The sequence below is a fragment of the Arthrobacter citreus genome, from assembly GCF_038405225.1.
GTDB classification, from domain to species: Bacteria; Actinomycetota; Actinomycetes; order Actinomycetales; family Micrococcaceae; genus Arthrobacter_B; species Arthrobacter_B citreus_A.
In genome coordinates, this window is the sequence record NZ_CP151657.1 from 387745 (window position 1) to 401388 (window position 13644).

Genomic DNA, 13644 nt, shown 5'->3' on the forward strand with positions numbered 1-13644 from the left:
CGCCTGAATACCTAGAAATGCCGCCCTCACCGGAAACGCTGAGGGCGGCATTTCTACGTTCAGCTTCTTGTACCCAGCCCCTCAGCTAGTCTGCCTTCATGCAACGCAAAAGCATCGCCGTCGCGCTTGTGCTCGTCGCTGTGTCCATGCCGGCCGCGGGGTGTCGCAGCGATTCTTCTGTCCCGTCGTCCCCTGCACCTTCATCGCATGCTTCCCCGGCAACGGCGGACCCTGCCGATTCGCTAACCCACACTCCCGGCACGGACGAGCCCGGAGCTGAATATTGGACGCCCGAGCGGATGGAAAGCGCCGTGCCCTATATGCCCACCGACGACTGAGCAGGGTTCTTCAGGCTCCAAAAGATTAGCCGCAGCCCATTGCCCTAAGCACCGGTGCCACAGAGAATCAATCGCATGGGCTCCCTGACTTTCAGCATCAACGTCACCCTGGATGGTTGTATCGATCACCAGGAGGGCATCGCCGACGACGAGACGCACGCGCACTTCACCGCACTTCTGGACCAGTCCGGCGCCATGCTCTGGGGGCGCACGACGTACGAGATGATGGAGAGTTACTGGCCGGCGGTTGCCCGCGGGGACGTTGAGGCGCCGCCGGCGCTGCGCGAGTGGGCGCTCAAGCTGGACGCCATCCCCAAGTACGTCGTGTCCTCCACCCGCAGCGACTTCCCGTGGAACAACAGCCACCTCATGGAAGGCGACCTGCGCACCGCGGTGCAGGGTCTGAAGGACCGGACCCCGGACGGGGTGCTCGTCGGCAGCGGCCGGCTGGCGGCAGGGCTGGACCGGCTGGACCTGATTGATGAGTACAAGTTCCTTGTCCATCCCAGAATCACGGGACACGGTCCCACCCTTTATCACGGTCTGCTCGACAGCACGCGCCGCCTTGAGCTGATCTCGGCGGAGCCCCTCAGCAACGGTGCCATTTCCACGCACTACCGGCGGGCTGACTGAGGTCCGCAGCGCAGATGCTGTGCTTCCGTCCGGAGGGTGATGCGGCCCCTGCTAGCCTCGCTTCATGCGCAAAACGTCGGCACGAACCCCCAAGACCGCTGCAGGGGAGCGCGTACTGATCCTGTCCGCAGGGGTGGGCTCCGGGCACAACAGTGCCGCGGCGGCGGTGCAGCAGGCGTGCGCCGCGCGTTCCGACGTCGCCGAGGTGCAGGTACTGGACGTGCTGCAGGTCAGCAGCGTGCTGTACCGGGCGCTGCTGAACAAGGGCTACTTTGTCCTGGTTGAGGGCTTGCCGTGGCTGATCGACTGGGGCTACGACATCAGTGACCCGCCCTTCCGCCGCCGGGGCCCCATAGACCCCTGGACAAGGATGAACTCCGTTCCGGTCATTGATGCCGTCAAGCGATTCCGGCCGACCGCGATCGTGTGCACGCACTTCCTGCCCGCCCAGCTGCTGGCATCACTGCTCCTTCGCGGCGTGACCGGCGCGAGGACTGCCGTCGTCACGACGGACTATGACTTCCAGGGGCTGTCGCTTACCGGCGCGTTCCACGCGCTTTTCCTGGCCCGGGAGGAGGGGCGGGTGGAGCTGATGGCGTTCGGACTGCCCGCCGACCGCGTGGCGGCCCCGGGGATTCCGATCGCTCCACAGCTAAAGGCCGCACCCGAACGCGATGCAACCGAGCCCCCGATGCTGCTGATCTCCGCGGGCGCGAGCGGCGGTGACTACGCCGTCGCCGTGGTGCGGCAGACGCTGCACATGCGCTCGCCGTTCACTGCGACGGTCGTGTGCGGACGCAACGAAGCCCTGCGCAAGCGCATAGAGCAGGTGGTGGCACCCGCCGGAGACCGCTACCGCGTGCTCGGCTTCACCACGGAGATGCCGCAGCTGCTGCGCCGCGCCGATCTGTTTGTGGGCAAGCCCGGCGGATTGTCAGTGTCGGAGTGCATGGCTGCCGGGCTGCCGATGGTGCTGGTGAACCCCATTCCGGGCCAGGAGGTCCGCAACGGCGACTACCTGATGGAGCAGGGGGCGGCGGTCCGCTGCAACACTGCCGCGACAATCGGCTGGAAGCTCGACGAGATACTGCGCGAGCCGGGCCGCCTGCAGCGGATGCAGGCCGCGGCGCAAAGGACCGGCCGGCCTGACGCTGCGGCGGACGTGCTGTCCGGGCTGCTGGACGGACCGTCCCGTCCGCTGGTCACAACCCGGGCGGCGCAGAAGACAATCCTCTCCGCCAGCGAGGAGCGCGTTGTCGCGACCGATCTCAGCGGACCATCGGCACTGGTCCGCCTGATCGACTCGGCGACGGGCAGCACAGTCGCCCTGCTGCAGGCCCAGGAGCTGGAGGATTTGCAGAGGCGGTACGGGACCCGGGACGGAGGCCTGGTGCTGCGGCGCGGCCAGGCGCTGCGGTCGCTCAGGTGGGAGGAGCGGCGGCTGATCCGGGCCATCCTGGGGAAGGATGAAACGCTGTCGGTCCACGTTGAGAGATCCCGTCCTCACCGGCTGGTTCCGCAGGGCACCGCAACCGGACCGCGTCCGCCCAGCTGACCGGGCTGTGCCAGCCGGCGAGCAGGGCCCAGTCCCCGGCGCGGGGGGACCAGCATTTGGTGGCCGGATCGCGCTGCAGCGTAGGACCCGCATCCAGGGAAACCCGCACCGCTGTCTCCGCGCCGGGCTGCAGCGTCACCTTCCGGAAGCCCAGGAGCTGAGCCACCGGCCTGGAAACTGACACGTCTGCGGCGTAGATCTGAACAACGGTGGAGCCTGTGCGGTTACCGGTGTTTGTGACAAGCACGTCCGCGGTGCCGCCAGTGTCATCGAAGTGATGGTTGAGAAGGCGGTGCTCGAACGTGGTGTAGCCCAGGCCGAAACCGAACGGGAAGGCCGGCGCGTTCCCCTCGCCGTCGAGCCGGCGTTGACCCCACTTATCGTCATAGACGACGGACTTCGCCGCGCGGTCAAACGGCGGCAGATGCGCGGCGTCCGTCGGCAGCACAAACGGCAGCCGCCCGCCGGGCTCCGCAGTACCGGTCAGCACGTCCGCCAGGCCGCGTCCACCCTCCATGCCTCCGTACCAGGCGAGGACAAGCGCGGGCACGTGCGCCCGCCATTCCTCCGTGAGGATCGTGCTCCCGCCGATCAGTACGACGACGGTCCGGGGGTTCGCGGCGGCCACGGTGCGGATGAGACGCACATCGGACGGGCGCAGGTTGAGCGAGCTGCGGTCGCCGCCCCGGACGAACCTCGACGCCAGATGGGCGAGGCCAATGAGGACCCGACGGAGGGCGCCCGCGCCAAAAGCCCGGCTAAGGACACCCACGTCGACGCCGCCGGTAACCACGGACTCGCCCTCATCGTGCTGGTCCAGGCCGACGACGACGATGGCCGTGTCCGCGGCGGCCGCCAGTGCGGCGGCGGCGCGTTCGTTCCGACCTGACGCAGCCGTGATGCGCACCCGGGGGAGCGCCTCGCGCAGCCCCTGCAGCGGCGAGATTGTGGAGGGAGGCCGGACGCGAGATGAGCCGTGATCGCCCAGGTTCGCCCGGGCCGCGAGCCGGCCGATTACCGCGAGGCGGCGGATCGAGGGAGCCAGCGGCAGGAGCGGTACTTCGCCACGAATTTCATTCTTCAGCAGCACGATCGACTCCACGGCGGCCCGGCGGGCAAGCGCCCGGTGGGCCGGGGAGGCGATGAGGGCAGTGCTGGGCTCCGCCAACTCCCGGCTCGCGGCATGGAGCACGCTGGTGCGCAGGATGCGGCCCGCGGACTGCAGCACGGTGTCGCGGGCCAGCTTTCCGCTCCGTAGCGCGGCAGGCAGATCGCGGGCACGAAGAAGCCGCAGCGGCATCTCCACATCCATCCCCGCCTGCAGGCTGGCGGCGGCGTCGTGGGTGCCGAACACCCAGTCGCTTGTCACGAACCCCGGGAAGCCCCACTCGCGCCGCAGCACATCGGTGAGCAGGGCGTGATTCACATCCATGTACTCGCCCCGCACCCGGTTGTAGGAACTCATCACCGAGTCGGCGCCGGCGTCCACAACAGCCTTGAAATGCGGCAGGTACACCTCGTGCAGGGCATGCTCGTCCACTGTCACATCGACCTCGAAGCGCTCGTCCTCCATCGAATTGAGCGCAAAGTGTTTCACGCACGCCATCGTGTGCACGCGTACGCCCCGGGTCATCGCCGATCCCATCCGGCCGGTGAGCACCGGATCCTCCCCGTAGCACTCCTGCGCCCGGCCCCACGCGGGGTGGCGGAGCAGATTCACGCAGATGGAGGCGGAGTAGTTGGCGCCCCGTGCCCTGGTTTCCAGACCGACGGCGAGCCCAACCTGTTCCTCCAGCGACGGATTCCAGGTCGCGGCCCGTGCCATCGTCACGGGGAAGGCTGTGGAGGCGCCAATCACGACGCCGCGGCCGCCGTCGCTGAACCGGATTCCCGGGATGCCCAGCCGCGGGACCGCCCCGGCCACGAAAGGCAGCCGGCGCAGCAGCATCGGGATGAACGGGAGCAGCAGCCCGGGGGAGTCGCCGTCGAGCAGCCCGAGGAGCTCCCTGTCCGTCATCTGCCGGACCAGTTGGTTGGCGGCTTCATCGGCGTTGAGCTCGCCGGTCCGGACTGCCCGGACCGCCTCGCCGTAGGCGCCCGCCGTCGTCATCTTCATGGACTAGATTCTGCACCCTGTGAGTGCGAGTCGTGAGTGCGCCTCAGCCGGCAGCCGGAAAACCGATTTCAGCCGGCCTAGGCGGACTGTACATATGCCAGTACGGCCAGCACCCGCCGGTGATCTTCGGGGCTGTGCTGCAGTCCCAGCTTTGCGAAAATGGACGTGATGTTCTTTTCCACCGCACCTGCGGACAGGAACAGGGCGCTGCCGACGGCGGCGTTGGTCCGGCCCTGCGCCATCAGCTCCAGCACCTCGCGCTCCCGCGGAGTCAGCGCGTCCAGCACCGCACGGCGCCGCGATGCACCCATCAGCTGCTGCACCACCTCCGGATCCAGCACCGTCTCCCCGCGGGCCAGCCGCTCCAGGGCACCGAGGAAGTCCCCGACGTCGGCCACCCGGTCCTTCAACAGGTAGCCAACACCGGCCGGATTGCCCGCCAGCAGCTCCGCGGCATACCGCGTCTCCACATACTGCGACAGCACCAGCACGCCAACGTCGGGATGCAGGCGGCGCAGCGCGATGGCCGCCTGAATGCCCTCATTGGTGAAGGTGGGCGGCATCCGGTTATCCAGGATGACGACGTCGGGCCGGTCGCCGTCCTCCGCCGCGTGCACGGCGGCCAGGAGATCCGCGGCGTTGTCGACGGCGATGTCCACCTCATGCCCGCGGCTGCCCAGCAGCTCCACCAGACCTGCCCGCAGCAGGGCGGAGTCTTCGGCCAGCGCCAGCCTCACGCGGGAAGGGGTGCAGGGCAGGCTGCAGCGAAGGAGAGCTGGAGAATCATGCCTTCGAGGATAGCGGAAGCTCAACGCTGGTTCGGGTGGGCCCGCCCGAGGGGGAGTCGATCTCCAGCCGGCCGTCAACAGACCCGATCCGTTCCTGCAGGCCGGCCAGGCCGGTGCGGGTGCCGGCTGCCGTCCGGCGGCTGATCGCCGCGCCGCCGTGTCCGTTGTCGGTGACGCTCAACAGCAGGGCATCGTCATCATGGCCGGCGACCGTAATCGCGATCCCGGTGCCGCCGGAGTGCTTGACGGCGTTGTTCACCAGCTCGCTGGCGCAGAAGTAGGCAATGGCCTCAACCGCGGGGTCGGGGCGGCGGGCCAGCTTGTAGCTGACCGTGGCGGGCAGGGCCGCGCCGGCGGCCAGTGTAGCCAGCGCGGTGTCCAGGCCGTCCTCCAGCGCGGCCGGGCGGATGCCGCGGGCCAGGCCGCGCAGGTCCGCCAGGGCTTCCTTGGCGGTGCCGTTGGCGCTGTCCAGCAGGGACAGGATTTCGGGGCTGGCCGTTTCACTGGACAGGCGGTCGCGGACATCGCCAACCTTCATGGCAATGGCCACCAGCTGAGCCTGGGTGCCGTCATGCAGATCCCGTTCAATCCGGCGCAGGCGGGAGTCGGCGTCATCCACCGAGGCGCTGCGGGACTGCTCCAGCTGGCGCACCCGCAGGCTTGACGCCGTCGGGGTGAGGAGGGCCCCTGCCAGAAGCGCCTGCACGCGGGCGGTTCCGTTATTGATCCACGGCCAGATGAGCAGCAGCAGCAGGCCGGCCCCGGCGTAGATCCACTGCCACTGGGTGGTGTCCGCATACACATCCGGAAAGACCTGGCTGCCCCGGTGCCAGCTGCCGTCCGATGCCTGCTGCATGGGCAGGTAGCGGTACCAGAACCAGTGGGTCAGCCCTCCCAGTGCCGTGATCAGCCAAGTGATGCTGAGAACCGCGAACGTCATGGAAGTGATGAAGGACAACACCATGTGGGCTAGTGCCCTCCAACCGGCGGCATCGGTCAGGCCGCTGCGAAGGAAGCCGACAAAGCCCGGGCGCGGGGCAAACGGCAGCGGGGCCGGCAGATCGGTGCCCAGCAGGTTTCGAACCAGTCCCCGGTTGAGCATTGCCCAGCCGCGTGCTCCAATGATCATCGCGGCTGGAATCACCAGCCCGGCCCAGGTCACCAGCAGTCCGGCGCCGAGGGACACGGCGGTGACCGCGTAGGTCAGGGCCAGCGGCGCCAGGAGGACTGAGATCCAGTGATAGCCGAAGGCCCGCCAGGTTTTGGCCTGTAAAAGAGCGGGGCCGCGGGATGGGCGGGCGGGGGAAGCGGATAACGTCATGGTCTAAGTCTGCTGGTCCCGGCGACAGCGCGACACCGGGCAGGCCGCCGGGCTTCGGTGGGGATAACCCCCGCCGGGCAATGAGCGCTTTGCATCAGCCGTGGACCGGGCAAATCAGACCGGGACGGACTGGCCTTGTCGCGGAGCGGGAAAAGGCTTACTGTTCTTGCCAGTATTCGAAAGGAATAAACGTCGTAAGCGCTTACCACTCGGCAGCCCTGCCCCGCGGTGCTGTGACAAAATTGCAACTATGACCGAGACTCGAGCCCGGCGCCCCGGACGGGCCGTCATTACCCTTGCCGATGTCGCGGCTGCCGCTGGGGTGTCCACCGCAACGGTGTCCCGCGTGATGAACCGCGTGCCGACGGTCAATCCTGGCCTGGCGCTGCGCGTGGAGGCCATCGCCCGGCAAATGGGCTATCAATTTAATGCAGCCGCCCGCACCCTGGCAACCGGCCGCACCGGCGCCGTCGCCCTCATCATCTCCGAGGCTGACCTTTCACAGCCATACTCCTTCACATCAGCACCTCTGCACGGCGTCCTGTCCGCGGTCGCCCGGCATGACCTGCAGATTGTCATGCTCCTCTCCGGCAGCGCCCAGCAGGAGTCGTACCTGCTCGAATCCCTGGGCCGCACCGGGGTGGACGGAGCGATGGTCATCCTCGAAGACGAAATCTCGCATCTGCCCGAGCTGCTTGGCGATGCGGGGGTTCCGGTGGTTTACCTGGGCCGTCCGCTGGGAGACGCAACTTCCCAGTCCTATGTCGACGTCGACAACGTGGGCGGTGCGCGCATCGCCACCGAGGCGCTGATTGAAGCGGGACGAACCCGTATCGCCATTCTGGCCGGCACCGATCGCCTGACGGCGGCGAGAGACCGCCTCGAAGGTTGGCGGTCCACCTTGACCGAGCATGGCCTCGAAGCCCATCGCATCGCCCGCGGAGCGTTCTCGCCGGCAGGCGGAGCGGACACCATGACCCGCCTGCTCGCCGCATACCCGGACATTGATGGCGTCTTCGTGTGTTCGGACTACATGGGCTCCGGAGCTCTGCAGGTGCTGGCCGCAGCCGGACGCCGCGTACCGCATGACGTGTCGTTGGTTAGTTACGATGACTCGGTCCTGTCAGAGGTGGCGAATCCTCCACTGTCCTCGGTGCGGCAGCCGCTGGAGCTGATGGGCGAAGAGATGGTCGACGCGCTGGCCTCCCTGATGGCCGGCTCCGGGCCCTCCGTTATTCAGCGCGTTCTGCCGAGCAGCCTCACCCGGCGGGACTCCCTCTAAAGCCGATCTGCAGTAGGTGGCCCCTTGCTGCCTGTTCCAGCATGCGCTTACTTAACAAACGATGATCGCGTGCTGCGCTCTTTCATGTCCCGCCAAAATCAATGATTGACGTGCCGAAAATTCGCCGTTACGCTCCGAGATAGCGCTTACTGGCATTCTGACTCCACGATGGAATGTGAGATTGGGCACACAGCGGTCGAGGCAGTCTCGATCATCGAAAGGACAATGATGTTCACTTCACGAAAAAGACTCGCCGGAGTCGCCGCATTGACAGGGGCAGCCCTGATGCTCAGCAGTTGCTCGGCCGGCGGCGAGGCAAACAGCGCGGAAGCCGACGCGATTCTGACACTTCCAGGCACCTCGTCAACCCAGTTCACCGAGAACTTCAACCCGTTCTCCACCACGGCCCTTCTCGGCATTCAGTCCACCGTTTACGAGACCCTGTTCTTCGTGAACCGGGCTGCCGAGGGTGAACCGGTGCCGGTCCTGGGCACCGAGTACTCGTACAACGACGAGGGCAACGTCCTCAGCATCACCACCCGCGAGGGAGTCAAATGGAGCGACGGCGAGCCCTTCAGCGCCAAGGACGTCGCCTTCACGCTCAACCTGATCGCCAATACGCCCGCGCTGAACACGGGTGGATTCGACGGGGTGGCCGAAGCCACGAGCGACACCGAACTCACGGTTACGTACCCGCAGGCCGACGTGCTCAACTCCATCGGAACCCTCAGCTCCATCTACATTGTTCCCGAACACATCTGGTCCGAGATCGACGACCCCGCGACCCACATCAACAAAGACGCGGTTGGCACCGGACCGTTCACGGTGTCCGACTTCTCTCCCCAGAGCTACCTGCTGGAAAAGAATGAAGGCTACTGGGAAGAGGGCAAGCCCGAGCTCGACGGCGTTCGCTACGTGTCCCTGTCCGGGAACCAGGCCGGCGTTGACTCAATCCTCAACGGCGACGTTGACTGGATGAGCATGTTCATTCCCGAGGTCGAATCCCTCCTCGGCCCGGAGGAAGATATCGAGTACGTCAACACTGTCCAAAACCAGCTCTCGCTCGTCACCTGCTCAAATGCTGAGCTCGGCTGCACCGGCCCGCAGACCGACCCGGCTGTCCGCCAGGCCATCTACGCGGCCATGGACCGTGATCAGCTCAATTCCCTCGCCTTCTCCGAGCTCAACGGTGACATCAGCCCCACCTATGCACTGCTTCCCCGCGACGAAAAGTGGATTTCCCCGTCAATCAAGGAGCCCATCGCCTCCAACACCGGCGACCCCGCCAAAGCCGAGAAGCTGCTGACCGACGCAGGGTATGCCAAGGGATCCGACGGCATCTATGCCAAGAACCGCGAGCGGCTGAGCTTCTCCGTGAAGACCGTCACCGGCTGGACGGACTGGATTGCCGGAATCGAAACCATGGCCCAGCAGCTGCTGCCGGTCGGGATCGAGCTGAAGGCCGAGCAGATGTCCTGGAACGAATGGACCGAAGCAACCAACACCGGTAACTTCCAGCTGCTGGTGAACAACCTGTGGCCCGGTGCCGGCTCTGAGCCCTACTACCTCTACAACGCATTCTTCGACAGTGATTCAACGGCACCCGTCGGCGAGTCGGCTAACCCGAACTGGGCCCGCTACTCGAACCCGGACGTCGATGCGGCCCTGGCCGTCCTGAACGTGACCACCGACGAGGACGTGAAGATGGAGCAGTACGCCATCATCCAGGAGGCGATCGTCGAGGACATGCCGTACATCCCGATTCAGGCCTACGGCAGCCTGAGCACGTTCCGCACGGATGTTGTCACGGGCTGGCCCAGCGATGACGACCTCTACGCGCTTCCCATGGTGTGGCAGGCACCTGACTACGGTCAGGTACTCAAGAACCTCACCCTAAAGTAAGAATCCATCGGGACCAGTGGCGGGCCTGCGGGCCTGCCACTGGTCTATGTCGGAACGAGAACCGCGTGAGATACCTCCTGAGGAAAATCCTCTTCTACATCGTTGCCTTCTGTGCGGCAATCACCATCAACTTCGCTCTTCCCCGGCTCCTGCCCGGGAACCCGGTTGACGTGATGCTGGCTAAACTGGCCCAGCGCGGCCAGGTCGAACCGGAAACACGCGCCGCTATCGAGGCCATGTTGGGGACCACCGACGACGCCTCGCTGCTTTCGCAGTTCGGCGACTATCTGGTCAACATCTTCCAGGGTGATCTTGGCGTGTCGGTCACCTTCTTTCCGACGCCGGTGATCACGGTGATCGGCCAGGCACTGCCATGGACCATCCTGCTGGTCGGTATCGCCACCGTGATTTCGTTTGTCATCGCGCAGTTGCTCGGGATGCTCGCCGGATGGAAACGCGGCGGCTGGCTCGACAGTTTTATCCCCGCATCCACCGTTCTGCAGGCAGTTCCCTATTTCTGGCTGGCCCTCATCCTCAGCTACGTCTTCGCCGTGACGCTGGGAGTGTTTCCCATCAGCGGCGGCTATGACTACCGCACCGTAAGTGCGGGCTGGAGCTGGGAGTTCCTCGGAAGCGCGATCAAGTACGGCACCCTGCCCGCATTGACCATCGTGATCAGCTCCCTCGGCGCCGGCCTGGTGGGCATGCGCAACATGATGGTCTCCACCATGGCCGAGGACTACATCGTCACCGCAGAGGCCAAAGGGCTCCGGCCCCGCCGGATCATGACGATGTACGCGGGCCGCAACGCCGTGCTCCCCTCGGTGGCCGGCTTCGGCATCGCGCTGGGCGCGGTTGTTGGCGGCTCGATCCTCACCGAGCAGGTGTTCTCCTATCCCGGTATCGGGCAGACCCTGCTGCAGTCGGTGCAGAACAACGACTATGCCCTGATGCAGGGTGTCTTCCTGATCATCACCACCTCGGTGCTGCTGACCAACTTCTTCGTCGACGTGATCTACGGACTCATCGATCCCCGAACCCGGCACCAAGGATAGAGGCCCAGATCATGACCTCCACCGCCCAACTGGACACCTTCGTTCCCAGCCCGAAGCGGCGATTTGACGGGTTCCGGCGCAGCCTTCCACCCCGAACACCCAAACTCGTCGTCGGCCTGGGCATCACCATCGCGATCGCACTTTTCGGACTGATCGGACCACTGCTGGTTACCAACCCGATGGCAATCAGCAATATCGGATTGTCAGGGCCCTCGGGTGATCATCTCCTGGGCACCACCCAAACAGGACAGGACGTCCTGGCTCAACTCGCTTACGCAACCCGCGGATCACTCATCGTGGGCATCACCGTCGGATTCTTCGCAGTCGCGCTTTCCGGACTGGTCGGCATCCTCGGTGCCTACCTCGGAGGGCGCTGGGATGAGAGTTTCTCCCTCTTCACCAACGTCGCCCTGGTGATCCCCGGTATCCCGCTGATGATCGTCGTGGCGAGCTACGTCGAGCAAAAAGGCCTGCTGATGATCATCATCGTGCTGACCCTGACATCCTGGGCCGGAGGTGCGCGGGTCCTTCGCGCCCAAACCCTTTCAATGCGCAACCGTGACTACGTTCTGGCGGCCAAGGTGGCCGGCGAACCGACCTGGCGCATCATCCTCGTCGAGATCCTTCCCAACCTGCTGCCGGTCCTGGCTTCCCAGTTCGTCTTCGCGGTCATCTTCGCGATTCTCGGCGAATCCAGTCTCTCCTTCCTCGGCTTGGGTGTTTCCGGCACGTTCTCCTGGGGCAGCATGCTGTTTTACGCGCAGAACGCCTTCTCGCTAAGACTGGGGGCCTGGTGGTGGTTCATTCCGCCGGGACTGATGATCGCCCTGCTCGGAGCCGGGCTGGCTCTGATCAACTTCGCCATTGACGAAGTCATCAATCCCAAGCTCCGCCTGGCCACAGCGGCCAAGGCCACACGAAAGGGCACGCGATGAGCGGCCAGCTTGAATCGACCGACGCACTCCTCACCATAAACAACCTGAACGTGGTCTATCACGCGGCCACCCGCGTCCACGCCGTGAAGGACGTAAGCCTTACGGTGCACCGCGGCGAGATCCTTGGCCTGGCCGGTGAGAGCGGGTGCGGCAAGTCCACCTTGGCTTACGGCATCAACCAGCTGCTCAAACCGCCCGCAGCCATCGAAAGCGGCACGGTGACCTTCCACGACTCCTCGGGCAGCGACATCGACATTTTGGCCCTGTCCGGCGAAAAGCTGCGGAGCTACCGGTGGGACAAGACCTCAATGGTCTTTCAGGGGGCGATGAACTCGCTCAACCCGGTGCTGTCCGTGCACGACCAGATCAATGACGTCCTGACCACGCACCGGCCGGGCATGAAGCGTGCGGAACGGCGTGACCGCATCCGCCATCTCCTGGAACTGGTGGGGGTGTCAGCTGACCGGATCAACGCCTACCCGCACGAGCTGTCCGGCGGCATGCGCCAGCGGGTGATGATCGCCATGGCATTGGCCCTGAACCCTCAACTGATGATTATGGATGAGCCAACCACGGCACTTGATGTGGTTGTCCAGCGGGAGATCCTCGGAGAAATCCAGCGATTGCGCGACGAGTTCGGTTTTGCGGTGATCTTCATAACCCACGACCTGCCGATGCTGCTGGAGATCTCCGATCGGATAGCGGTGATGCTTGCCGGCGAAATTGTGGAACTCGCCACGGCCGAGGAGATTTACGCCGGAGCCGCCCACCCCTACACCCGCAAACTCCTGAAGTCGTTCCCGTCCCTCACCGGGGCACGCGGAGACTTTATCCGCACCGGCGAGTCAATCAACGGCTCCACTACGACAGCGGGGGTCCTCTGATGTCCACCCTTTCCGTTACCGGCCTCGTGAAAGAATTCCCGGCCCGCTCCGGCGGTATCCGTGGCAAACTTCGCGCGGTGAACGATGTTTCGTTCGAATTGAGCTCAGGCAAAACGGTTGCCCTGGTGGGGGAGAGCGGCAGCGGCAAGTCCACCGTGGCCCGCATGATCGCCCAGCTGGAGACACCCACCGCGGGCACCATTGAACTCGACGGCCAGAAAATTGCCTCGGCGGGCAGGGCGCTGCGGCGTTACCGCAGCGCGGTGCAGATGGTGTTCCAGGACCCGTTCGCATCCTTGAACCCCTATCACTCCATCAGCCATCATCTGCGGCGGCCGTTGCAGCTGAACAATCAGGCAACATCAGCCGACGGATACGACGAGAAAGTGCTCCAGCTGCTGGAACGGGTGAATCTCTCACCTGCGGCTGATTTCATCCACCGCCGACCCCACGAGCTTTCCGGCGGGCAGCGCCAGCGGGTTGCCATCGCCCGGGCACTGGCACCAAAACCGCGGGTACTCATCGCGGACGAACCGGTGTCGATGCTTGACGTCTCGATTCGGCTCGGCGTGCTGAACCTCATGGCGCAGCTCCAGCGGGAAGAGGACCTGGCGGTGCTGTACATTACCCACGACCTGGCCACGGCCCGGCATTTTTCGGATGAAATCCTGGTGATGTACCGCGGCGAGATAGTCGAGCACGGGCCATCCGATGCAGTCATCCTCGATCCCCAGCATGATTACACCAAACGCTTGCTGACCGCCGCCCCCGACCCGGGAACCCATCCACGATTCGCTGGGATGCGCGGCAACTCGTAGCCGCGGATCCCAGCCCC

The 13644-nt window shown here is 65.3% G+C and carries 11 protein-coding genes and 1 pseudogene; 9 read left to right on the forward strand and 3 right to left on the reverse strand.

Features of this window, described 5'->3' with window-relative positions; translation table 11 throughout:
• Positions 1 to 98: 98 nt before the first annotated feature.
• The 3 genes from AAE021_RS01880 to AAE021_RS01890 all read left to right on the forward strand — a co-directional run bounded on the left by AAE021_RS01880 (position 99) and on the right by AAE021_RS01890 (position 2526).
• Positions 99 to 338: a hypothetical protein gene (locus AAE021_RS01880; protein ID WP_342023981.1), complete on the forward strand. Its 240-nt coding sequence runs from the start codon at positions 99 to 101 to the stop codon at positions 336 to 338.
• 75 nt (positions 339 to 413) lie between these two features.
• Positions 414 to 971, forward strand: a complete 558-nt coding sequence (locus AAE021_RS01885) for a dihydrofolate reductase family protein (protein ID WP_342023982.1) — start codon at positions 414 to 416, stop codon at positions 969 to 971.
• A 64-nt stretch (positions 972 to 1035) separates the two neighbouring features.
• Positions 1036 to 2526 (forward strand): MGDG synthase family glycosyltransferase, encoded by a 1491-nt coding sequence (locus AAE021_RS01890; protein ID WP_342023983.1) that lies wholly within the window; start codon positions 1036 to 1038, stop codon positions 2524 to 2526.
• 64 nt (positions 2527 to 2590) lie between these two features.
• Here the strand turns inward: AAE021_RS01890 and AAE021_RS01895 are convergent.
• The 3 genes and pseudogenes from AAE021_RS01895 to AAE021_RS01905 all read right to left on the reverse strand — a co-directional run.
• Positions 2591 to 4642: pseudogene (locus tag AAE021_RS01895) on the reverse strand (beta-glucosidase); the annotation flags it as partial.
• Positions 4643 to 4719: 77 nt separating this feature from the next.
• Positions 4720 to 5379: a response regulator transcription factor gene (locus AAE021_RS01900; RefSeq protein WP_342023984.1), complete on the reverse strand. Its 660-nt coding sequence runs from the start codon at positions 5377 to 5379 to the stop codon at positions 4720 to 4722.
• A 46-nt stretch (positions 5380 to 5425) separates the two neighbouring features.
• Positions 5426 to 6751, reverse strand: a complete 1326-nt coding sequence (locus tag AAE021_RS01905) for a sensor histidine kinase (RefSeq protein ID WP_342023985.1) — start codon at positions 6749 to 6751, stop codon at positions 5426 to 5428.
• Between the two features lie 250 nt (positions 6752 to 7001).
• On the opposite strand from AAE021_RS01905, the gene AAE021_RS01910 reads away from it, so the two are divergent.
• The 6 genes from AAE021_RS01910 to AAE021_RS01935 all read left to right on the forward strand — a co-directional run bounded on the left by AAE021_RS01910 (position 7002) and on the right by AAE021_RS01935 (position 13627).
• Entirely contained in the window at positions 7002 to 8033 is a 1032-nt protein-coding gene (locus AAE021_RS01910; RefSeq protein WP_342023986.1) for a LacI family DNA-binding transcriptional regulator, read from the forward strand.
• Positions 8034 to 8261: 228 nt separating this feature from the next.
• On the forward strand, positions 8262 to 9935 hold the full coding sequence (locus AAE021_RS01915; RefSeq protein ID WP_342023987.1) for an ABC transporter substrate-binding protein: 1674 nt from the start codon (positions 8262 to 8264) through the stop codon (positions 9933 to 9935).
• Positions 9936 to 10000: 65 nt separating this feature from the next.
• On the forward strand, positions 10001 to 10990 hold the full coding sequence (locus AAE021_RS01920; protein ID WP_342023988.1) for an ABC transporter permease: 990 nt from the start codon (positions 10001 to 10003) through the stop codon (positions 10988 to 10990).
• 11 nt (positions 10991 to 11001) lie between these two features.
• Positions 11002 to 11925 carry an ABC transporter permease gene (locus AAE021_RS01925; protein ID WP_342023989.1) on the forward strand — a complete coding sequence of 308 codons (924 nt, stop codon included), beginning with the start codon at positions 11002 to 11004 and terminating at the stop codon, positions 11923 to 11925.
• A complete protein-coding gene (locus AAE021_RS01930) occupies positions 11922 to 12809 on the forward strand; it encodes an ABC transporter ATP-binding protein (RefSeq protein ID WP_342023990.1) in 888 nt (295 codons plus the stop codon). Before AAE021_RS01925 ends, AAE021_RS01930 begins: the two co-directional genes overlap by 4 nt.
• Positions 12809 to 13627: an ABC transporter ATP-binding protein gene (locus AAE021_RS01935; RefSeq protein WP_342023991.1), complete on the forward strand. Its 819-nt coding sequence runs from the start codon at positions 12809 to 12811 to the stop codon at positions 13625 to 13627. The genes AAE021_RS01930 and AAE021_RS01935 overlap by 1 nt, the downstream gene beginning before the upstream one ends.
• Positions 13628 to 13644: the final 17 nt, after the last annotated feature.

Excerpts from the sequence above, each read along its gene's own strand:
- AAE021_RS01905 (WP_342023985.1), bottom strand. The coding sequence starts at position 6,751 with ATGACGTTATCCGCTTCCCCCGCCCGCCCATCCCGCGGCCCCGCTCTT.
- AAE021_RS01910 (WP_342023986.1), top strand. The coding sequence starts at position 7,002 with ATGACCGAGACTCGAGCCCGGCGCCCCGGACGGGCCGTCATTACCCTT.
- AAE021_RS01890 (WP_342023983.1), top strand. The coding sequence starts at position 1,036 with ATGCGCAAAACGTCGGCACGAACCCCCAAGACCGCTGCAGGGGAGCGC.
- AAE021_RS01925 (WP_342023989.1), top strand. The coding sequence starts at position 11,002 with ATGACCTCCACCGCCCAACTGGACACCTTCGTTCCCAGCCCGAAGCGG.
- AAE021_RS01915 (WP_342023987.1), top strand. The coding sequence starts at position 8,262 with ATGTTCACTTCACGAAAAAGACTCGCCGGAGTCGCCGCATTGACAGGG.
- AAE021_RS01930 (WP_342023990.1), top strand. The coding sequence starts at position 11,922 with ATGAGCGGCCAGCTTGAATCGACCGACGCACTCCTCACCATAAACAAC.
- AAE021_RS01885 (WP_342023982.1), top strand. The coding sequence starts at position 414 with ATGGGCTCCCTGACTTTCAGCATCAACGTCACCCTGGATGGTTGTATC.
- AAE021_RS01880 (WP_342023981.1), top strand. The coding sequence starts at position 99 with ATGCAACGCAAAAGCATCGCCGTCGCGCTTGTGCTCGTCGCTGTGTCC.
- AAE021_RS01935 (WP_342023991.1), top strand. The coding sequence starts at position 12,809 with ATGTCCACCCTTTCCGTTACCGGCCTCGTGAAAGAATTCCCGGCCCGC.